Genomic DNA, 20,644 nt, shown 5'->3' with positions numbered 1-20,644 from the left:
CTTTAAGATAAATAGTCTATATTTGCACATTAATTAAAGGCGTCTAGTAAATTTAGACGCCTTTAATTTTTTCTTATAGATTATTATTAATATTTTATTTTAAAAATATTATCTAAATTCTGTTGTTCCATCAGGATATTGTGCAAATCTTCCTTTTTCTCTTGGGTGAACAAAATCGTCACGTTCCCATGGCCAGCCCCCAAAACCAGTGCTCTTATAGTCTGCAAAAGCATCCATAATTTCTTTATCTGATGTCATAACAAAAGGTCCATAACTTACAACTGGCTCTCCAATAGGTTCTCCTTCTAAAAGCAGAATACAGCTTTCCTTAGCGCCATTTTCTATTTTTACAACTTCATCACCTGCAAGTTTTACACTATTATAAACATCAATATCAGTTCCTTCAATCCTTATTGTCTCTCCATCATAGAAATAAATAGTTCTATTTAATGTTGAAGATACCTTTTGAAGTTCTATACTTGCTTCAGGTTCCATACGTATAATACATATTCTTACATGATTATTATCTTTACTTGCCCATGAATTAGGCGAAGGTTCTAGGCTCTTAGTACCATTATAGGTACCCGAAATAATTTTTACAGTACTTGTTTTTCCATTATTGTCTTTTGAGTTTATAACGGGTATATCCTCTGCCCAAAGCATTTTATAATGTGGTTCAACGAATTTATCTTTCTTAGGCAGATTGAGCCAGATTTGAAATAATTCTAGTGGATTTTCCTTTTCAGTATTAACTAAAGGGAACATTTCTGTATGATTACAGCCTATACCTGCAGTCAGCCACTGCACATCATTAGCTCCATAGCGTCCTGTAGCACCAGCCGAATCAGCATGATCAACATATCCATCTAGAACTATTGTGACTGTTTCAAACCCTCTGTGAGGATGCTGAGGGAATCCTGGAATGGTATCCCCATGATACATATTCCATCCATCAATTCCTCTAAAGTCGTTGCCAATAGTTCTCCCATACAAAGAAGCATCTGGTCCCATCTCACTATTACCCTTTGGATAAGCATCCTTATGATGTGCACAAAATATAAAAGGATCACTTGTCTGCCACTGTGAACTTAGCTTGCTTATTTTAAGTATATTATTTTTTCCCATTTCGTAACCTCCCTTGATACTTCATATAATTTATAAATAGTCTTTAATAATTCCCCTATAATATCAATCAAGTTAGAATTATCTAATTTTTTAAAAATATATTGATTAAATTTTCTCCATTTTATTATGTGTTACTTTTGTAAAATCAATCAAAGCTTATAAGTTTTATTAATTGATAATGATTATTATTTATTGATAAAATTATAGCACAGCTTTCATGATTTGTATATTGCTTCTAATAATTTATTGCATTTTATTAATACGTAGTATATAAGAAAAATTTCTTTACTGTGTACATATTCTTTACAAAGTCAGTAAGTCTATATGAATATTGAGCCATTTATATTTAATAAAATGAATTGAGAAAACTTTAACAATGAATTTCACGCTTTTTATGCAATATCGTAAATGAACAATATTACTATAGAATTATTTTATATTACATATTATTAATTTTTCCTTCTAAATTTTAATGAAATGGCGGTGAAACTCATATATTAGTATTTTTCAATACTAATATTATCTTATTAACTTATAAAGTAAAAAAAGGTTATTAAAGGTGATAAATAATTAACAAAATTGCTCGAAAAACGTTGATTAATTGTACTGTATCCTATATAATTATCTTTAAAGGATGGAAAAAATAATCTTTTCTCCAAACTTTAAAATAATATTATGAAAGTGAGGGTATCATATTGAACCAGGTAAACGGAACGAAAGAATGGTCTAATCCTAGTCCCGCAGGCCTAGTTGCTTTAGCAGTAGCAAGTTTCTGCTTTTTTGCCTTATTATCAGGAAGAGTAACAAGCGGAGCCTTACCACTTCTTGGATGTTGGCTTATTGGAGGATTTGTAGTACAAGTTGTAGTTGCCTTAATTGATTTAAAAGGCGGTAATACTACTGGTGGAAACACATTTTTATTCTTTAGTGCATTTTTTATGTTAACGGGTGGAATTGAAATGCTCATTAAATTTAATGCGGTAACTAACGGAATTTCCCTAGATACGCGTATGGATGGTTGGGCATGGTTAGTACTTAGTATTTCACTTATTATGTGGACACCCGCATTCCTCAAAACACCATTAGTGTTGTCGCTAATCATTTTAGCTTTAGATCTATCTTCACTCTGTATTTCTCTAATTGATTTAGGAGTATTACCAAAGATTTTTTCAAATATACCTGCCTTTGGATTATTAATAGCAGGTATTTTAGGAATTTATCTTGCAGCTGCAATTATTGTTAATACCGCTTTTGGCAGACAAATCTACCCTTCACCAGGTCCAATTATTAAATAGATATCGTCACTTTAACTATACTACTCTATTTATCCAAAAAGTAAATGTATACATAGAACAAAATCTCAGGTTCAATAGTAGCCTGAGATTTTTTATGCGTCTACTTTTTCAAACATATGTGATAAAAATCTAGTATACGAATATATTTTATTTTTTCTTCTACTAAAACTTAACTTACCAGTTATTAGGTTTCATAATCCAGACCTACAATGTTCACAAATTATCTAAAGATATAATTTACACGAAAATAAAACTATTTTTATTATACTTTTTAAAGACTTTTGCCTTAATGGGAAGTTTCTATAGAATAAAAATAAAGACTAAAATCCTCCTATCTATAAATAATATTAGAGAACTTTAATCTTTATTGGTTTTTCTTCTTTAGAAGACATCTTATAGGTACACAAAGGATGCAAAGCTATAACAATATCTCAGTGCCCAATTAAAATTCAACTTACTTTAATGCATTTAAAGCAGCTTCGTAATTTGGTTCTGATGTTACTTCCTCGCAATATTCTACATGAGTAACCTTGTTATTTTCGTCAACTACAAATACTGCTCTTGTTAGCAGCCCTAATTCCTTAATGTAAGTTCCGAATTCCTTACCAAAGCTCCTATCCTTATAATCTGATAATGTTTGAACTGCATCAATGCCTTGATTTCCGCACCATCTTCCTTGTGCAAAAGGTAGATCCATTGATACTACATATATCTTTACATTGTTTAATTTTCCAGCTTCTTCATTAAATTTCCTTACTTCTAAATCACATACTGGTGTATCTATTGATGGAACACTTACATATGCTCTCTTTCCTGTAAAATCTTTCGAATTAACAGCATTTAAACCATTATCTGTTACTACGAAGTCTGGTGCAGTATCACCAACTTTAATTTCTCTTCCTCCTAATGTTACTTCATTTCCTTGAAATTTAACTTTCATAATTCATTCCTCCTAAATTATTAATATTATATTTTAACTATTTTCTTAGTGGTTTATCAAATATTTTTCTGCCCCATATATACTAACGGCTCCATCAGCAGCAGCTGTAAGTACTTGCCTAACTTCTTTTGTTCTAATATCTCCTATGGCAAATATACCATCTACATTTGTTTTACAGCTTTCATCTGCAATAATATAACCATTTTTATCCAAAGCTACTAAGTCTTTAACTAATTCTGATGATGGATCACTTCCAATTGCTACAAAAACACCATTAACTTCTAAATTATCTATCTTACCATCTTTATTATTTTTAATTTCTATACCACTTAATTTTTCTTCTCCATTAAGTTTTGTAACTCCACTATTCCAGATTATTTCTACATTATTTGTTTCAAATAACTTTTTTTGTGCAGATTTATTTGCTCTAAGTGAATCTCTTCTAACAATTACATACACTTTTTCAGCAATTCTTGAAAGATGAAGTGCATCTTCTACTGCTGTATCTCCACCACCTACAACAGCAACTACTTTTTTTCTAAAGAAGCCTCCGTCACAAGTAGCACAGTATGATACACCCTTACCTGTAAGTTCTTCTTCTCTATCAATTCCTAATTTTTTAGGCTTTGCACCCATTGATAAGATTATTACCTTACTTTCATAAGTATTCACACCAGTTATAACTTTTTTTATATCTCCATCAACTTTTATATCTATTACTTCTTCATATTTCATAATGCTTCCAAAATCTTTTGCATGTTCATACATAGTATTGGCAAGTTCTGAACCTGTTATGCTGCGAAAACCAGGATAATTTTCCACTTCATTTGTAGTAACTATCTGGCCACCTTCATATTGTTTTTCAAGCATTAATGCATCTAATCCGGCTCTACCTGCATATAATGCTGCTGTAAGGGCAGCTGGTCCTCCTCCAATTATAATAATATCTTTCATATTACCAACACCTCTCCTAATAATCATTTATATATTCTTTGATAATATACAATTTATAAAAATTTCAATAAGTTGTTCTAAATTAATAATTAAATTTTATAAAATTAAATTTTGTTATATTGTATTTTATAATATTATATTAACTTTATTGATAAAATTAGTCAACTGTTTTCCAATAAAAAAATTTGATATTTATTAAAAAATTATTGTGTATAGATAACATAATCATAAACTATACTTAGACTATGAAATATCTTTCAATCAGAAATCATAAATATATTTTCATAGCTTTTTGGAACAAAAGTGTGTTATTCATTTCGGTGAGGCACACTTATAAGTTCAGGTATTAGTTTAGTTATCTGTAATTCTTAGATATTTTCATTATTCTTATTCTGAGTTTAACCTCTTTATGTTTAAACACAAAAAATATATAATATATATATTGAAAAAATAATACTTCATCATAATTCTAAAAATATTACAATAATTTTATCCGTAATTTTGAATTATGAAATGTGAATTGCAAAATATATAACAAAACTTTAGCCTAGGCCTATACATATAACTCACAGAAATTAGTAATATAATTTTGTGATAAATATTTTAATGGTATTTCGTAGTAAAAATATTCATTACTTCATTAGATTTAAACATAAGCCTAGTTTCAGATAGGAGAAAATAAGAATTATGAATTTTATTAATCATTTTAAAACTATAACTAACCATAAACTATTAGTTATGAAATATTGTTTTAAAGTAGGTTTATATAAACAAGGATTTCTTCATGATTTGTCAAAGTACTCATTAGTGGAGTTTTCAGCTGGGATAAAGTATTATAAGGGGTATGCAAGTCCTAATGGTGTTCAAAAAGCTGTTGAAGGATATTCATCAGCATGGCTACATCATAAAGGTAGGAATAAGCATCATTTCGAGTATTGGATTGATTATGGAGTAAATGAAGCAGAAGGTCTTAAAGGAATGAAAATGCCTGTTAATTATGTTGTAGAAATGTTTATAGACAGGGTTTGTGCTTCAAAAAATTATTTAAAAGAAAAGTATACTGATGAAAGTCCTCTTAGTTATTACGAAAACAGAAAACATTATTATATATTACATGAAGATGTACGTGCTCTTTTAGAAGATTTGCTTAATAAACTCGCCAATGAAGGAGAAGACAAAACTTTTACATATGTTAAAAACAACATTCTGAAAAATACAGAAAAATTTTATAGTAAAACACTCTAATTTATTTTAGTTTTCTTTGAGCTGCCACCCAATATGATTATAGCCTATTATAAGCTTGGATTTATAGAATGCAAATCCGGGCTTACGTTTAGATGTATTTTTCCAACCAGTTTGTGATAGCTTGGGATTGTTCCTCTGTATGAAAATCATGTTCACTTCCAATTGATACGGTTAAATCGCAATTAAATTTTTTTGAAAAATTATCTATAACCTCATGACTTTGCAAATTATCTTCTGATCCATAAATAATTGCAGTAGGTATATTCCATTTATTAATTGAGTGTTCTTTTACATAGCTGTAATAATCCAATGAAAGAGTTTCTATTGGTGTATATATTTCCTTTTTTGCTCTAAGTAGGTCCTCTGTAACATTGAACCATTTAAACATTTTGCATATAAGATGCTCCATATCAACAATTGGTGATTGAAATAAGCATTTCTTTATTGGAAGGTTCTTATATGCGTGCAAACTGAAATACGCGCCAAGACTGCACCCAAATAAGTTCATTTCTCTCCAATTTTTTTGTACATATGCTCCAATTTTTTCGAGATCATGTACTCCATTCCAAACATTGCATAGATAGTTTTTATCTTTCCTTTCACCATGTTCTGGGAGATCAAAACTAAGAACCTGATATCCTCTTTCTGATGCTATCTGTGAAAACTCATGTGCACTTTCTTTGCTAGACATTTTTCCATGAACAAATATATATATTTTATCTGAAGGTTCTCCCCATAAGATCGCTGGAATATTATCTATTTCTATTTTACTGGTGGTTTCCATAATGGCGCCTCCATAAATGTAGTTTCTTTTATATTAGGAAGAATATCATATATAGAGCAATTCATCTGCTTTTCAAAATAATCTTTCATTTCAAATGTTGCATTCCAACGTTCTACTGTAAATGGAAATGTTCCATAGCGTCTTGTAGTATTAACAAATCGCTTTTCTAACATACAAAATCCTTGAGCGTCAGCAAGTGAATCACAAAGAATTAATAATCTATCATAGTCATCATAGGTTAAATCATTAATATATTTTCTAACAAATTCACTTTCTTCATCACTCATATCATTTTGTCCTATTTCTTTATCAAAGTCAGGAACCGGAAATGAATGTGTCAAACAAATTCTTCCTACTTCATCCCAACCCTTTTCTAACATAAATTTATATCCATAAATGCCATGTTTTCTTGCGCTTATACCATATCTTCTACCTATATCATGAAGAAGTCCTAGCACATAAGCTTTGTCTGGATTAAGATTACTACATTTTTCAGCAATAATTTGTGCTGCTAATCCAACATTTATAGAATGCTCTGTCCATGGTCCTTGATTTAATTGTCCTGCTATTTCTAATTCTTTTTCAGCCACTTCTCTACTTGGAAACATATTATCCTCCTAAACGTATCATATAAATTCTAATTTATTATCCTGATTTCAGTTGCTTAAATCACTATTTAATACTCTATGAATATTATGTTTGTTTATAAGTAAATTATAGCATGTTTTGTAAATGTTATACTATTATGTTTTCTAGTAGTACATTTTTTATTTACTGCATCAAATATTAATTAGATCATCTATATTTATCGCTAAATATATCACAAATAAATATTTCATCCTTTAAATTTTCAGATTATATTATTTTTTAAAAGCTTTTCAACATCTCTAAGCCTCCATGTTTCCTATAAATTGTTAACCTTTTTTATTCTTAACTTTTTTTCTTTTTTCTTCTTAAATTCGCTCATTTTTAAATTAAAAAAAAGTTTTATTTAAAACTATGTTCCTTTAAAAGAATGTTTAATGGAAACTTTGAAAATTTATTTATTTTTAACAAGGTTTAAATTATGATATACCATATAATTAAATCCCGGTCGTATTATATTTTTAAAGCTTAAATATAATAATATGCTAAGAAACAATATTCCAATTTCAATTAAGTTTCCGTCAGATACTAAGTATGCTATACGCAGCAAAGGAATAAATATTATTATATAAGCGACTATATGTATCGCTTTCCATACAGATCTTCTTTCATCTCGAAACTTAATGCTTACTAATCTATCTATATAGATTGTGCTTAGAATGGTAAATATAAAAATTATTATAAGATCATGTTATACCTCCATAACAAGAAAATATCACACTATTCATATATTGTTTTGAATAATGTGATATTAAAAACATATATCAACTTTTTAAGTTTTTGCACTAATATACTACATTTTACTATAATTGGTTTATTAATTACAAATATGTTTATTTTTTATATAGAATAACATTCAAAGTAGATTCTATTTACTAATTGGAAAGCAAACCTCAGTAACAAATTCTTCTGGACTTTTAACGCTTTGAGGTCCATTCAAATAGATATCAAAGGGTGCTCCATTATATTTATAGCCATTATCTTCAATCCATTTTACCACTTTAGCATAAGCTTCTCCCAGCCTTGAATAAGGCCCAACAAAAGTTGTGTATGCAACTAGACCTCCTGCAAGTTCCTTTACATTTTCATTTTTCTCTGCATTTACTCTGCTATTTACTGGAACACAAACTTCACAATCCGCATTTTCCACATCAAATTCCTGCTTATCATGATAAATTGTCATTACGGGCCCTGATGGTTTAAGATCCATCTTGAAGATGTCCTCAAATACCTTTCCTATAACACTACTTATATTGCTCATACTTGTTATTGTTCTCCTGCTGATAACAATTAACGACTTTCTGTCCTTCAATTCAACTTTTAAATCCTTCTTAGCTTCCATAATTTTACCTCCTAACTCAATCTTCTTAATTTTTTGTTCAATAGAATCTTTGAGTTTCAAGCTATTTTGGACTTCCTTATTAATCGCAGCAATTTTGTTCTGCAAAAACTTTTTAAGCAAGTCAGCATCTTCCTTATCCATAATGGCTTTAATTTCTTCTAACTTCAATCCATATTCTTTTAATTCAGATATGGAAAGAAGTTTTAAAACCTGTTCATATGCATAATATCTGTACTGAGTATCACTGTCCACATACATAGGTTTTAACAGATTAATCTCATCATAATAACGAAGTGTCTTAGTTGAAACTCTCCCAATTTTAGAAAACTGCCCAATAGTGTACACAATTAATTCTCCTTCCTGCCGACAATCATAGTATAAACCTTCCAGTTAAGGTTAAAGTCAAGAGGTAATTTTATTATTTATATTTTAATTTTATCTTACGAAAAAATATTGTCTTAATTCTTTATTTAATTCTACTAAGTTCATCTAAAAATGCTGGTTTCTTTCTATATAAAGCTATTAATTCATTAACTATTGGGATTTGACTTTGCTTTCCTGCAATCTTTTTATATTTTTTAATTATTCTGCATACATTTTTATAATGACTTCTATTTCTAGCACGACTTGCTTCAAACATTATGTATTTTTTATAAATTTCTATAACTTCATCTTTAAACTTACCAATTAAAATTTCTGCATAACTATCTCTACTTGTAGGATTCTCTATTACATATTCAATTAGTTCATCCAAATCATTTTCTTCTAATATTATCTGAAGAAAAATACTCTTAGCTTGATAACCATTATAATTTTTAAGTTCTTGCTTTAAATCATTATAGAAACCTGTTTCATTTTCTGTGATTTCTTTTAATTCTTTATAATATTCAAAACTGCCTTGAAGTAAAAGTTCTTTAGCTAAGTCTCTTTGTTCATACCTCATAGAAAATTCTTTGTATGCTGTATATCTTATTTTTTCCCATTTTAAAATTAATCCGGCAAATCTAATCTTTTCGCTATTTCTTCTATATGAACATTTTAAGTTTCACAACAACCTCCATAAGTTTTAGAAATAAAATACTTATGAATACATTATGTCACTAATAGAGCTATAATAATTCTAATCCTTTTAAGAAAATCTATTAATAACATAATAATAGTCTAGCTTTGCCTGCTTAGAGAAATTGAAACTTGTGTTATCTTAATACATCTATTTCAAATCCATATTCATGAAATGTAATGTTTGCGTCAATTGTTTCTTCATAGATTCCATCTACCTGCCTTAATCCATTTTTTAGGTATAAATTTATGGCTGGTTTATTTATATTAATAACAAAAAGTCTTAAATATTTAACGTTCATCTGCTTAGTTAGTGTAATGGCATGCTCAAGCATTATACTGCCAATTCCTTGTCTTGAATAATCAACATTAACTCCAAAACGTTCAATATATAATGCTTTAGAGTTGGGATTCTCCCATTTCACACAACTTTCTCCAGCATTTGATTCACATAATGCAAAGGAGCCAACTATATTATCATCTTTCTCAACTAGCAAATAAAGGCGATTATTTTCAATATCCTTGCTGAAAAACTCACACGGATATATTTCGTCCCAAATTGGTATGTTGTTTCTATTCATATTATCAATTATGTTTCCATACACAGCTTTAAGTCTGGGTAAATCATTTAAATTAGATAATCTTAAATTCATATCAATTCACCTCCAAATGACTATTTATAATGTTCAATATTAAATGTTTACAAATTCAGTATTCAAAGGTACATTTTCCATTCTGCCACCTAACTATAGAACAAAATTCAAATTTAAATTCCTGTTTTCCATATTACTAAACTGAAATTTATATATTCGGACTATCTTTAAGCTTAACATAATATAAATTTAAGCCTAATCAAAAAACTTCCCTTTATAAAAATTCTCATTTTCAAATTTCTTAGCCGTCATTCTAAATATAACGCAGCCATCTGGACATACAACATCTTTGCTATACTTGCTATCTCCACCAATATTCTCTAAATCTCCACCACTTCTGACAGCCTCCATGATTGGGAACATAATCATCATTACTTTTGAACAGATACCTTGTCCATCCTCATTTACAGGACAACCATAGGTGCAAGTATACTTATCACCAACTTCCTCCCCGTTCCGACAATACCTTTCTGTGTGGTCACTTCGAAGAAATCCTGTCACCTCAATTTCCCATTCGTACTCTTCATCATACCATTTTTTCATAATTACCCTCCAAATTATAACTTATATGTTTGTTATTGCTTAACATTAATTTCCAATTTTTGAATCAGAGATATTAGCCCATTCTTTATTTACCTATATAATTAAACTTACTAAAACAACCAATACAATTTATCTTTTGATATTTTAAATCCAAGTTTCTTTTGTAAAGCTATTGATTTTTTATTTTCAACTTCAACTTGTGAAAATGGTACTAAACCATTCTCAAGTGTTTTGTTTACCATATGACTTTCAAGTATTGTTCCATATCCTAAACGTCTGTATTCAGGAAATATCTCTAATAGTCCTATACTCCCTTCTAAATGATTTCCTATAAATCCTATGAGCACGTTGTTCTTATATCCTCCAAATATATTCCTATTTTTTAACAGTTTTTCAATTTCATTATTAGATAATTTATTATAACGTTTTAAGATAATTTCTATTTGATTCTGTTTTAATTGTCTTATTTCTATCTCTGATTTTATATCGATCTTTGCCTTATTAATATATACTGCTTGAAAACATTCAAGTTCTTCGTTTAACCCAAATTTACTTGATATATAATTGGTTATAAACTTTTGATGTACAACAATTAAATTGCACTTGGATATGCCATTTATTAGTTCTTGTCCTTTTTCAAAATTGTCTACAGATATCATATATGCATTACTTTCTTGCTCTTTTATCAGTACCCCATCTATTTCAGCATACAAAATTTCTGCCGTATCTCTACGTATCGGCTCAATCATTCCCATATGTAACAAAGGATTTTTTATTAAATATTTAATTGCATCAGATTTCATACTTTTTACCCTTTAACTTTTTCGCTATTTCTTCTATATGAGTATTGTCAGTTCCACAGCAACCTCCTAAAATTTTAGGAACAAAATATTTATATAAATCCATCATGTCATCAGCAAGACTAACACTATCCGAAAATTTCAAATCAGTAGAATTATCTAATTCTTCTGGGGATAATGGCGAAGTGTTTGCTTGTATTCCATGAAATCTTTCTTTAACTAATTTTGTTTTATTGAAAGAATAAGATAAAGATTTTTTTAATATTACTGGATGAACACAGTTTACCATATAGCAAATCGGCTTTTTAATTGTAGCATTATCCATATGTAAAATTGCATCATTAATGGTAGTTCCATCTATTAGTCGCCCATCATCCCTAATCATAAAACTAATTATATATGGCAATTCCGTACTTTCCATAGCCTTTGCCATTCCAGTAGCTTCAGACAACGCAGGCATAATACCCGCAAATAGAAAATCTACTCCCGATTCTTTAAATAAATTTGCCTGCCATGAATGGAATTCCTGTGCGTCATCTATTGATAAGACATCACTAGCTTTATATGCATCTCCTTTACATCCCATTAAACCGCCTACAAACATATCTATTTTTGCATTACTCCTTATTTTTTGTAGGAATCTCACATTATCTTCTATTATTTTTTCAGTAAATTCAGATTCTAAGACACGATTTTTATTGGCTCTTCTTGTAGGTGTTGTTACAATAAAGGGAAATTCATATTTTTCAGCAGTTTTCAGATATTCTGTATAAATACTACACATGGCTTGTCTTGAATCAGAATCATAAACTAAACCAGCCATCCCAACCTTATCATCAAATATAATATTAAATTCTCTTTTTAATCTTTCTCCTAAAGCTCCCTCCATTAAAATAGATGAAGATTTATCAAAGCAAGTTTTAAAGTCCATATATACTCCTCTTTACATTTCAGCTTTTGAAATTTTTCACGCCATTGACTAGATATTTAACTTACGGCACTCATTAAATTTTATATATAACAATAGAATATCTTATATTAGGTCTACTACTGATTATATTTATTATATAAACATTGCTTATACACTTATTTTGATGCTAATGAAAAAATAACACCATATAAAACACATCCTAAAGGAAATAATATAAATATGCTTCCTAAAATTATTGAACCTATATTAAATGAAAAATTTAATGCACTGCCTTTTGTTTTAATCTGTTTCAAGTATATTTTATTCATTGCTATGCCTGTACCACCGATAATTATCAAGCCTGTTCCTATAAAACAAATAAGAGCAATGATAATTCCAATTATAGCTGCAAAGAATGGAAAGAAAATTATAAATCCCATTAGATCACCTCTCCTATAATTTATTTAAAATGAAAACTCCTGCAATCAAATAACACAATGTTACCAAAATGCCGACCCACATATGTATAGCAGAAAGTAACCAATAACTAACTTTTATTTTTTTATCTGATGTATCAAAGCGTTTACTCATCTTCATCCCTTTATATCCTCTAATTATTGCAATAACAGCAAAAAATAAAGCGGCTATAAATGCTAAAATGATAAGTACATTTCCTAATTTTATCATTCCTTTCCCCCTTTTATCTAAATACTATGTTTAAATTTTGAATTAACTTAGCATAACATTTTTCCTAATTTACCCAATTAAAAAATTTGAATTCATAATTTTATTTTTTATGATTTAAAGATTATTCCCATTACCACTTTGAATTTAAAATTCCTTCTAAAATTACTATATCACAATGATTCTTTCCATATAGTACAAGTTCAAATATTAATTCACCTACTTTTTGATTGGATCCATCTTTTGCAAATGGGACGTCCCTTCTAACAACATCTTGCGAAATCAGCATTGTGTTTTGTCCGAATTTTTTCTGCAAAGCTTTTCCTGTAGTGGTCTTACCACTTCCAGAATTGCCTCTTAGAATTATTAACTTCGCCAATCTTTAACACTCCATCCCCCAGTGTATTTCTGTTTTTAGTTAATTAAGCTGCTGCCCATATCTAACTAATTATAGCATATTATGTAAATAAAATGCTAAATAAATATTAAAGAGAATCAATTCTAATTTATTTTTCATAAAAATAGCAACCATAAATATCTAAAAAATTAGTGTTGTCCAGTACAAAGCTTATAAAACCATGAAATATCATTATAAGATACCTCATGGTTTTATAAGCTTTAAAAAAATAGTGTGGTTACATTATCATATCTAATACTGTTTTTTCATTAATACCATCTTCAGTTGAAATTGAATATGATACATCATCCTTTTTCCATGTTGCTAAGTTATACTCTTCATTTTTGTTTCCTTCAAGAGTTACGTCTATCCCATTTACTTTTACTGTATTCTTAACTTGATAGGTATTATAATCTCCACTTATATTATCAGTGCTTTTACCTGCTCTGAAAATCATATTGTCATTACCATTGTTATAATCTATTTGTATCATTTCATTTGATATAACACTTACATTTTCCACTTTAAATCCATTAGGCAATGTTTTTAATGGATTTACTTTCAAATTCAATGCTTTTTCCGCTTCATCTAATGTCTTATATTCTTGACTATAACCTACATTTTTGTCCATTACAACCGATGTACTAGAGACACTATCATCTGTATTATCTTCTGATATTTTATTTTCTTTTACATCTTCTGGAGCTGTTTTTTGATCTACGCTTGTTGGATTTCTTTCTTCTTTATTATTAATATCATCGTTATGATTTGTTTTTGAAGAAGTATTTAAATTTTCTATAGCCTTATTATCAGTAGCTTTATTATCATTATTTTTATTCTCGGGTGTCTGCCTCTTCTTTTCCTCTGATCCTGAGTTAGATTGTGAGTTATCTTTTCTTTCCTGTCCAGCTTTTGAGACATTATTGGTATTTTTGTTCACATGATTACTGCCATTATTATAGTTATTATCATTTTTATTATTATTTCTATTATTTTGATTTACAGCTATCTCTTCTTTATGATCATTATCAGATGCTTCTTTACTATCATTATTATAGATCAATTCACTATTATCACTAGATTTTAAGTCATTATTCTTATCCTCATGATTTTCTTCCACTTCAGTCTGTTCTAAATCATTAGACGAATGTTTGAAAAGCATAGGATAACTTTTAGCTACACTTAAACATATAAGTATTGCACCACAGGCTGCCGCCATTTGCATATTTCTTTTAACATTATATTTCTTTACTTTTGGCATAGTAGTTTCAACTTTTATTTCTTTTTCTTCATTGTTATCATTTTTATTTTCAGCCAAAACATTTTGGAGTATTCTTTTTTTTATATCATCATTCATCACTATTTTATTTAGTTCTTCTTTATATTTCTTACTCAAAATCATACTCCTCCTTCAGCTCTATTTTTAACATATTTCTTCCTCTGCTAAGTAATGATCTTACTGTAGCTTCTTTCTTATTTACTATATTTGATATTTCAACCGTAGTATAGCCTTCATAATAATATAAATGAATAATTTCTCTATATTTCAGTGGAAGTTTCATAACCTGATTTAAAACATTGTTATCTTTATATTCATCATAATAGGGCATATCAGTTAACTCTACATGCTTTTTAAACCATACTGATTTCAACTTATTTTTGCATATATTTCTGGTAACACAAATAAGCCAATGCTTTTTGTGATCGTCGCTTTCAAATATCTCTATATTTTTAAGCAATTGTACAAAAACATCTTGAACCGCATCTTCTGCATCGTATATATTTTTCATATATGAATATGCAAGCCTCAGCAGCATATCTCCATAATGATCTAAATCTTGTGAAATAATTTCATCCGTACGCAATGAAACATCTTTCATTAAAAAACTCATCCTTCCATCCAGTAGCACAACAATGTATTGTAGATATTCAACTTTAAAACTAAATTTATGTGGTAACTTACCGAAATCATAAATATTTTGTTCCGAAAGCTATGAAAATATCGCCGAAGATTCTAAGGTGTAGATTTCACCATTTTAGCAACTAAATATCTTTATCTAATAAATACCATATGAAACGTTATAGTATTGCTTAAATCTATATTTAAAACTGTTTATCCATAGTCCCAAAATAAACTCTTCCTTATTATTCATGTCTCTACTTATGTTACTTGTTATTTAAATTTCTTTCTAATACAAGTTCTGATTAACTTACTTTATTTAATTGTAATTATAATAATATGTAATGAGAATTATTTGCTAGAATATATAATCATAAACTTGGTTAATATGTATCTATATTTTTTTACAAAACCTGTTTTGTACCTCTAGATAGAAACAAGATACATATTTGCTATGGTGTTACTTGAAATTTATCTTAATAAATATCCTTAGATAGAGGTTGTCCTAGATATTGCATCTCTAAAACTTGTTTATGAAATATGCATAAATAGATAAAACCTTCTTCTTCGAACATTCCAGTAAAAATTTCATCAATCCATATGAAGAAATATGTATTGAATTTCTATCATTTGAGGCACAAATTAGGTCTTTGTGTTGATTTTCTGTATAACTAAAAAGTACTTTTTATAATATTAATAATATCCTCTTGTTTCATACCATCATTTAGTGAGATAGAATATGACATATTATTTACGCTCCAAACGGCAACTTTAATAAGATTGTCATCTCCTTTTACTTTTACATTGATTCCGTTTATATTTACAGTATTATTGATTTTGTAGTTGTTATAATCACCACTTATATCATAAGTTCCTTGTCCCATTCTAAATATGATGTCATTTTGTTTGTTTACATAGCATATTTGAAATAAATCTCTTGATATAGTATTTATATATTTTATATTGTATTTACCTAATAATTCTTTTGGCACTGTAATCTTAAATTTTAATGCTTTTTGTGCTTCGTCTATAGTATCAAATCTCTCAATAGGACTTATTATATCATCTGCATCTTCAGGTTTATTTACTACAGTAGCAGCTGGTTTACCATCCCATTTTCCATTTTCATCTACTTTATATCCATCTGGGGTTACTGTGCCTGCAGCCATTTCTCCATTATTTAATAAATAGTACCAATTGCCATTAGTTTGAGCCCATCCTCTTTGCATTATGCCATTATTATTCATGAAATACCACTTATTATTTATTAATTTCCATCCCACTGCTAACTCCCCATTAGCTGAATAAATCCATTGTCCATCTTTATCTCTTACAAAAAAGCTTCCTACTGTTTTTTGATCACTGAATAGAAAATTATAAAAATTAATTGGCACATACACCATATTATCCTCTATTATAGGTTCTGCACCTAATTCATGCATCATAGTTAATCCTATTGCTTTGCTGCTTGAGTAATAATAACTATCTTGTCCCACATAAACATTTGTCTTAATTGTACCATTATCTAAGCTTATAACTTTATTATCCTTATCTGGCTCAACTTTAAACCCAAGACTCTCTGCCGTAAATTTTAGCGGAACCATAATTTTTCCCTTATATATTGAAACTCCGTTTCTTCCAATTTCAATATTTTTTCCGCATATTGCTACCTTGTTTATATCAACATCCTTAGGTGCATAGTTTGATATTGGAACAGTATCAGAAATAATATTCGCTGGATTAGATTTGTGCCTTGATATATCATCTGCTGCAAATGCTTGAGCTGACATCCCAACAATTGTTACTGCTGTTAATAAACCTATCATTAATTTTTTCATAATCTTATCTTCTCCTTCTAAGCTTACACAATCTAATATTATATTTATTTTTATGTGCTTGCATCTTAAATTTTCATCTTAGGCACTTGAAAGAAAATAACAAGTCCAAAATTGCCATGGATATATCATTCGCCAAGAAAGCGGATATCACTCATAGTGGACCGGACATATTAGTGTTATCTGCCTAAAAAGCATGATTGAATATAAACTGGCAGATGGACTAATTATTTTTTAAATTGCCTTTATATTAGTAATACAATCCAACTTAGAGAAGTGTTGCAAAAAAATTAAAATTTTTATAAAAATTTTTAAGTTGTTGTAGAATCGAAGATTTTTTATGTATATTTTTTAAGAATAATATGATAGAGCTCTTTTATATTACTATTATTAAGTAAATAAAAAAGCCATATATGAAGTTCATTACTTATTGCTTATCATTTTAATGAACTTCTTATATAAATAATGGTATGTTTTAAGAATCTCTACATTTGTTATTTTTACATCAAATTTATGTTGTTCACATAATTAAATTATTCAACATTTTCAAACTTATTATTTAATAATTCAATATCTTCTCCTTGGTTTTGTCTTCTTTTGATATTATCCCTTCCCCAAGAACACATTGAATCAATAATCTTATTTACCGTTTTACCGTATTCAGTAATGTAATATTCAACTTTGGGCGGCATTTGATTATATACAGTTCTTCCGATGATTCCATCGGCTTCTAGTTCACGTAATTGTTGAATAAGAACCTTTTGTGTTATTGATGGAATACAACGTTGCAATTCACTTGTTCTTCTCTTTCCATGCATAAGAAAGCAAATAATCAACGCTTTCCATTTTCCTCCTATGATTTCTAATGTAGCTTCTATTCCTAAATTGTATTTTTTCATATTTCCCTCGCCTGCTATCTATAGTGTACTTTTCTTGATAACATACTAACATTCTTCCATACTTACTTTCAAGTAACTTTGTTACTTTATTGTGTGTATTTACATATATAACCAGGCATCATAAAATATTATTATAAAAATACTAATGCGAAAAGGAGAAAACATATGAAAACACTTGTTATTTTAGCTCATCCTGATATAGAAAGTTCAAAAGTAAATAAAGTATGGAAGAGAGAATTGATTAAACATCCTAATGAGATCATCATCCATGAGTTGTATAAAGAATATCCTGATTGGAATATAGATGTCCGTAGAGAACAAAATTTAATTGAAACATATGAAAAAATAGTATTTCAATTTCCTTTATATTGGTATAGCTATCCACCTCTATTAAAAAAATGGCTCGATGATGTTTTTGCTTATGGCTGGGCATATGGGTCTAAAGGTGACAAACTTAAAGGGAAAAAATTTGGCATAGCCATATCTATTGGTGATAAAAAGGCTAACTACTCTAAAAAAGGCCCTATAACATTTACTGTTGATGAAATTATTGCACCATTTAAGGCAACTGCAATCCATGTTGGAGCGATTTCATTACCTTATTTTTCGATTTTCGGTTCATCCTTTAATGCTAGTAATGAAGAAATTGAACAAAGTGCAAAAGATTATGTAAATTATATTTTAAATGAGAACAACAATTAGTTCCTATAACTTTTGAAGAAAGTTATATAGTCTGTGTCCACTTTATTTCATCGATTAAATACTGAAATGAAGTTTACACAGACTATTTACATGGAAAAATTATTTAATGCAGTTCACTTTCTATCTTTTATTTGTAATATTTTACTTTGTCTTCATCATTAAATAAATTTATTTTATGATAAATAACCTCCTTCATAGCTTCTATACATGGTGGATAAATTGCATTTGGTTCACGAGCACCTAAATCCTCTGTTAATATTTCACGGCATTTCTTATAAAATGCATCTTTTATATCACTAGAAATATTTATTTTAGATATTCCTAATTTTACAGACTCAGCAATTTCATCATCTGAATTAGCTGATCCTCCGTGTAATACTAATGGAATTTGTACAGTTTCTCTTATAGTTTTTAATAAATCCAACTTTAATTTTGGTTTCATATTTTTAGGATAAATTCCATGAGATGTACCAATGGCAATTGCTAAAGTGTCTACACCAGTTCTTTCAACAAACTCTTTTGCTTTTTCAGGATCTGTATAAATTATTTCATCAGCTCCATATTCTCCGCCATTACCAGTTGTACCTATAGTTCCAAGTTCTGCTTCAACCGAAACATTAATTGGATGTGCTACTTCTACTACCTTTTTTGTAATTGCAATATTTTCTTCAAAGGACATATGTGAAGCATCAATCATTACTGATGTAAACCCACATTTTATTGCTCTTAAAATCTGTTCAAAAGTTCCACCATGATCTAAATGAATAACTACTGGTACATTTGATTTAAAAGCTTCTTCCTTTACACTTGCTATAAAGCTGTCCTCAACAAATGATAATTCATCTGGATGTATTGCAATAATTACTGGAGCTTGTTTTTCTTTGCAAGCTTCCATTACACCTCTTAAAATCATATTGCTGCTTGTATTAAAAGCTGGTACAGCAAATTTATTTTCTTGAGCTACAGATAACAACTCTTTCATATTTATTAACATAATATCATTCTCCTTTTTATTTCAATTTGTATTCTAAAATTATTACATTGAGCATTTTTACTACTGGTTTTTATTATTTGATCCTGATAATCTAATGTAGCTTCTCACCAATTCGATACTTTCTCGTTCCACTTTATTCATTAGAGCATAGTAGTTAATGTTTGGATCTTTTTGCAGTATTGCTTTTATAGCTTCAACATTTGCATTCATAAAGTCACAGCCAACATTAATTTTATTAATACCATATTTAACAGCCTTTAAAATATTATCTCTTCCTGAGCCAGAGCCTCCGTGAAGAACTAGCGGCATTTTTGTTAATTTTTTAATAGTTTTCAATCTTTCAAAATCAAATTCTGGTATCATTCCATCTGGATAATTTCCATGTGACGTACCAATTGATATTGCCAATGCATCGATTCCAGTTTCTTTAGCAAACTTTAATGCTTCTTCTGGATTCGTATACATATCATCATTCGTAAATGCATGTCCTTCTGTAGCACCCAAGCACCCGATTTCACCTTCAACACTAACACCCTTTGGATGAGCATAATTTACAACTTCTCTTGTCATGTCGATATTTCCCTGCAATCCAAAGCGTGATGCGTCCACCATTACTGATGAAAAACCATCATCTATTGCTTTTTTTAAAAATATAACTTCCTGTCCATGATCAAAGTTTAAGGCTATATTTATAGATGTTCTACTCGCTAGTGTTTTTACGATAGGAGTTATTAGTTCACTATCACAATGATCAATTAAATGTTCTTGATATAAATTGATTATAATAGGTGCATTTTCTAGCTCTGCAGCCTTAATTACGCTTCTTGCTGTCTCCAAATTAAAGCAATTAATAGCCATAACTGCATAATTTTCTTCATTTGCTTTTTTAAGCATTTCTCTCATAGAAACATACATAGCACTTCTCCTTATCTATACGA

Annotated in this window: 23 protein-coding genes; 3 read left to right on the top strand and 20 right to left on the bottom strand. The window is 29.0% G+C overall.

The genetic code is table 11. The features are described 5' to 3' along the window. Window positions 1–108: 108 nt before the first annotated feature. Complete coding sequence (locus tag L1S46_RS02415; protein ID WP_238899134.1) at window positions 109–1,125, bottom strand: pirin family protein; 1,017 nt, start codon at window positions 1,123–1,125, stop codon at window positions 109–111. Window positions 1,126–1,820: 695 nt separating this feature from the next. Between L1S46_RS02415 and L1S46_RS02410 the strand changes: the two genes are divergently transcribed. Next, entirely contained in the window at window positions 1,821–2,420 is a 600-nt protein-coding gene (locus L1S46_RS02410; protein ID WP_012058887.1) for a GPR1/FUN34/YaaH family transporter, read from the top strand. 454 nt (window positions 2,421–2,874) lie between these two features. On the opposite strand, the gene tpx is transcribed toward L1S46_RS02410, so the two are convergent. Together tpx and trxB are read right to left on the bottom strand one after the other, a co-directional pair. Beyond that, window positions 2,875–3,360, bottom strand: coding sequence for a thiol peroxidase (tpx, locus tag L1S46_RS02405; protein ID WP_238899132.1), 486 nt, complete (start codon window positions 3,358–3,360; stop codon window positions 2,875–2,877). A 45-nt stretch (window positions 3,361–3,405) separates the two neighbouring features. After that, window positions 3,406–4,314, bottom strand: a complete 909-nt coding sequence (gene trxB, locus L1S46_RS02400; RefSeq protein WP_077306975.1) for a thioredoxin-disulfide reductase — start codon at window positions 4,312–4,314, stop codon at window positions 3,406–3,408. A 687-nt stretch (window positions 4,315–5,001) separates the two neighbouring features. Between trxB and L1S46_RS02395 the strand changes: the two genes are divergently transcribed. Continuing rightward, window positions 5,002–5,559: a DUF5662 family protein gene (locus L1S46_RS02395; RefSeq protein WP_238899131.1), complete on the top strand. Its 558-nt coding sequence runs from the start codon at window positions 5,002–5,004 to the stop codon at window positions 5,557–5,559. An 88-nt stretch (window positions 5,560–5,647) separates the two neighbouring features. On the opposite strand, the gene L1S46_RS02390 is transcribed toward L1S46_RS02395, so the two are convergent. The 15 genes from L1S46_RS02390 to L1S46_RS02320 form a co-directional block, all read right to left on the bottom strand. Further along, entirely contained in the window at window positions 5,648–6,343 is a 696-nt protein-coding gene (locus L1S46_RS02390) for an alpha/beta hydrolase (protein ID WP_238899130.1), read from the bottom strand. Further along, the gene (locus L1S46_RS02385; protein WP_238899129.1) at window positions 6,322–6,951 is read right to left on the bottom strand and encodes an HD domain-containing protein; all 630 of its coding nucleotides are present in this window, start codon (window positions 6,949–6,951) and stop codon (window positions 6,322–6,324) included. Before L1S46_RS02385 ends, L1S46_RS02390 begins: the two co-directional genes overlap by 22 nt. Before the next feature lie 905 nt (window positions 6,952–7,856). Further along, window positions 7,857–8,675, bottom strand: a complete 819-nt coding sequence (locus tag L1S46_RS02380; protein WP_238899128.1) for a MerR family transcriptional regulator — start codon at window positions 8,673–8,675, stop codon at window positions 7,857–7,859. 121 nt (window positions 8,676–8,796) lie between these two features. Further along, window positions 8,797–9,273, bottom strand: coding sequence for a hypothetical protein (locus tag L1S46_RS02375; RefSeq protein WP_238899126.1), 477 nt, complete (start codon window positions 9,271–9,273; stop codon window positions 8,797–8,799). A 253-nt stretch (window positions 9,274–9,526) separates the two neighbouring features. Continuing rightward, complete coding sequence (locus tag L1S46_RS02370; protein WP_023975620.1) at window positions 9,527–10,042, bottom strand: GNAT family N-acetyltransferase; 516 nt, start codon at window positions 10,040–10,042, stop codon at window positions 9,527–9,529. Window positions 10,043–10,237: 195 nt separating this feature from the next. Continuing rightward, window positions 10,238–10,585: a TIGR04076 family protein gene (locus L1S46_RS02365; RefSeq protein ID WP_077854412.1), complete on the bottom strand. Its 348-nt coding sequence runs from the start codon at window positions 10,583–10,585 to the stop codon at window positions 10,238–10,240. Window positions 10,586–10,695: 110 nt separating this feature from the next. After that, window positions 10,696–11,388, bottom strand: a complete 693-nt coding sequence (locus L1S46_RS02360; RefSeq protein WP_087701962.1) for a GNAT family N-acetyltransferase — start codon at window positions 11,386–11,388, stop codon at window positions 10,696–10,698. After that, window positions 11,378–12,316 carry a homocysteine S-methyltransferase family protein gene (locus L1S46_RS02355; protein WP_238899124.1) on the bottom strand — a complete coding sequence of 313 codons (939 nt, stop codon included), beginning with the start codon at window positions 12,314–12,316 and terminating at the stop codon, window positions 11,378–11,380. The genes L1S46_RS02360 and L1S46_RS02355 overlap by 11 nt, the downstream gene beginning before the upstream one ends. Window positions 12,317–12,471: 155 nt before the next feature. Further along, window positions 12,472–12,735 (bottom strand): hypothetical protein, encoded by a 264-nt coding sequence (locus L1S46_RS02350; RefSeq protein ID WP_238899122.1) that lies wholly within the window; start codon window positions 12,733–12,735, stop codon window positions 12,472–12,474. Between the two features lie 13 nt (window positions 12,736–12,748). After that, the gene (locus tag L1S46_RS02345) at window positions 12,749–12,982 is read right to left on the bottom strand and encodes a hypothetical protein (RefSeq protein ID WP_238899120.1); all 234 of its coding nucleotides are present in this window, start codon (window positions 12,980–12,982) and stop codon (window positions 12,749–12,751) included. 130 nt (window positions 12,983–13,112) lie between these two features. Continuing rightward, window positions 13,113–13,358: a zeta toxin family protein gene (locus tag L1S46_RS02340; protein ID WP_238899118.1), complete on the bottom strand. Its 246-nt coding sequence runs from the start codon at window positions 13,356–13,358 to the stop codon at window positions 13,113–13,115. 256 nt (window positions 13,359–13,614) lie between these two features. Further along, window positions 13,615–14,778: a hypothetical protein gene (locus L1S46_RS02335; protein ID WP_238899116.1), complete on the bottom strand. Its 1,164-nt coding sequence runs from the start codon at window positions 14,776–14,778 to the stop codon at window positions 13,615–13,617. Then, the gene (locus tag L1S46_RS02330; RefSeq protein WP_017210572.1) at window positions 14,765–15,256 is read right to left on the bottom strand and encodes a sigma-70 family RNA polymerase sigma factor; all 492 of its coding nucleotides are present in this window, start codon (window positions 15,254–15,256) and stop codon (window positions 14,765–14,767) included. Before L1S46_RS02330 ends, L1S46_RS02335 begins: the two co-directional genes overlap by 14 nt. Window positions 15,257–15,947: 691 nt before the next feature. Continuing rightward, entirely contained in the window at window positions 15,948–17,114 is a 1,167-nt protein-coding gene (locus L1S46_RS02325; RefSeq protein ID WP_238899114.1) for a stalk domain-containing protein, read from the bottom strand. 530 nt (window positions 17,115–17,644) lie between these two features. Continuing rightward, complete coding sequence (locus L1S46_RS02320; protein WP_238899113.1) at window positions 17,645–18,010, bottom strand: helix-turn-helix domain-containing protein; 366 nt, start codon at window positions 18,008–18,010, stop codon at window positions 17,645–17,647. A 165-nt stretch (window positions 18,011–18,175) separates the two neighbouring features. Between L1S46_RS02320 and L1S46_RS02315 the strand changes: the two genes are divergently transcribed. Then, window positions 18,176–18,712 carry an NAD(P)H-dependent oxidoreductase gene (locus L1S46_RS02315; RefSeq protein WP_238899111.1) on the top strand — a complete coding sequence of 179 codons (537 nt, stop codon included), beginning with the start codon at window positions 18,176–18,178 and terminating at the stop codon, window positions 18,710–18,712. A gap of 127 nt (window positions 18,713–18,839) precedes the next feature. Here the strand turns inward: L1S46_RS02315 and L1S46_RS02310 are convergent, their stop codons facing one another. Further along, window positions 18,840–19,706, bottom strand: a complete 867-nt coding sequence (locus L1S46_RS02310; RefSeq protein WP_238899109.1) for a ketose-bisphosphate aldolase — start codon at window positions 19,704–19,706, stop codon at window positions 18,840–18,842. A gap of 60 nt (window positions 19,707–19,766) precedes the next feature. After that, complete coding sequence (locus L1S46_RS02305; protein WP_238899106.1) at window positions 19,767–20,621, bottom strand: class II fructose-bisphosphate aldolase; 855 nt, start codon at window positions 20,619–20,621, stop codon at window positions 19,767–19,769. Window positions 20,622–20,644: the final 23 nt, after the last annotated feature.

Source organism: Clostridium sp. YIM B02500, assembly GCF_022324665.1.
GTDB lineage: Bacteria > Bacillota > Clostridia > Clostridiales > Clostridiaceae > Clostridium > Clostridium beijerinckii.
The sequence above is the reverse complement of the archived record's forward strand: the minus strand, read 5'-3'. Positions and strand labels throughout refer to the sequence as shown.

Bases quoted from the DNA above. Each gene is read 5' to 3' on its own strand.
- L1S46_RS02360 (WP_087701962.1), bottom strand. From the start codon at position 11,388: ATGAAATCTGATGCAATTAAATATTTAATAAAAAATCCTTTGTTACAT.
- L1S46_RS02320 (WP_238899113.1), bottom strand. From the start codon at position 18,010: ATGAAAAAATACAATTTAGGAATAGAAGCTACATTAGAAATCATAGGA.
- L1S46_RS02350 (WP_238899122.1), bottom strand. From the start codon at position 12,735: ATGGGATTTATAATTTTCTTTCCATTCTTTGCAGCTATAATTGGAATT.
- L1S46_RS02305 (WP_238899106.1), bottom strand. From the start codon at position 20,621: ATGTATGTTTCTATGAGAGAAATGCTTAAAAAAGCAAATGAAGAAAAT.
- L1S46_RS02375 (WP_238899126.1), bottom strand. From the start codon at position 9,273: ATGAGGTATGAACAAAGAGACTTAGCTAAAGAACTTTTACTTCAAGGC.
- L1S46_RS02365 (WP_077854412.1), bottom strand. From the start codon at position 10,585: ATGAAAAAATGGTATGATGAAGAGTACGAATGGGAAATTGAGGTGACA.
- L1S46_RS02385 (WP_238899129.1), bottom strand. From the start codon at position 6,951: ATGTTTCCAAGTAGAGAAGTGGCTGAAAAAGAATTAGAAATAGCAGGA.
- L1S46_RS02335 (WP_238899116.1), bottom strand. From the start codon at position 14,778: ATGATTTTGAGTAAGAAATATAAAGAAGAACTAAATAAAATAGTGATG.
- L1S46_RS02390 (WP_238899130.1), bottom strand. From the start codon at position 6,343: ATGGAAACCACCAGTAAAATAGAAATAGATAATATTCCAGCGATCTTA.
- trxB (WP_077306975.1), bottom strand. From the start codon at position 4,314: ATGAAAGATATTATTATAATTGGAGGAGGACCAGCTGCCCTTACAGCA.
- L1S46_RS02330 (WP_017210572.1), bottom strand. From the start codon at position 15,256: ATGAAAGATGTTTCATTGCGTACGGATGAAATTATTTCACAAGATTTA.
- L1S46_RS02345 (WP_238899120.1), bottom strand. From the start codon at position 12,982: ATGATAAAATTAGGAAATGTACTTATCATTTTAGCATTTATAGCCGCT.
- L1S46_RS02370 (WP_023975620.1), bottom strand. From the start codon at position 10,042: ATGAATTTAAGATTATCTAATTTAAATGATTTACCCAGACTTAAAGCT.
- L1S46_RS02310 (WP_238899109.1), bottom strand. From the start codon at position 19,706: ATGTTAATAAATATGAAAGAGTTGTTATCTGTAGCTCAAGAAAATAAA.
- L1S46_RS02415 (WP_238899134.1), bottom strand. From the start codon at position 1,125: ATGGGAAAAAATAATATACTTAAAATAAGCAAGCTAAGTTCACAGTGG.
- tpx (WP_238899132.1), bottom strand. From the start codon at position 3,360: ATGAAAGTTAAATTTCAAGGAAATGAAGTAACATTAGGAGGAAGAGAA.
- L1S46_RS02315 (WP_238899111.1), top strand. From the start codon at position 18,176: ATGAAAACACTTGTTATTTTAGCTCATCCTGATATAGAAAGTTCAAAA.
- L1S46_RS02355 (WP_238899124.1), bottom strand. From the start codon at position 12,316: ATGGACTTTAAAACTTGCTTTGATAAATCTTCATCTATTTTAATGGAG.
- L1S46_RS02395 (WP_238899131.1), top strand. From the start codon at position 5,002: ATGAATTTTATTAATCATTTTAAAACTATAACTAACCATAAACTATTA.
- L1S46_RS02325 (WP_238899114.1), bottom strand. From the start codon at position 17,114: ATGAAAAAATTAATGATAGGTTTATTAACAGCAGTAACAATTGTTGGG.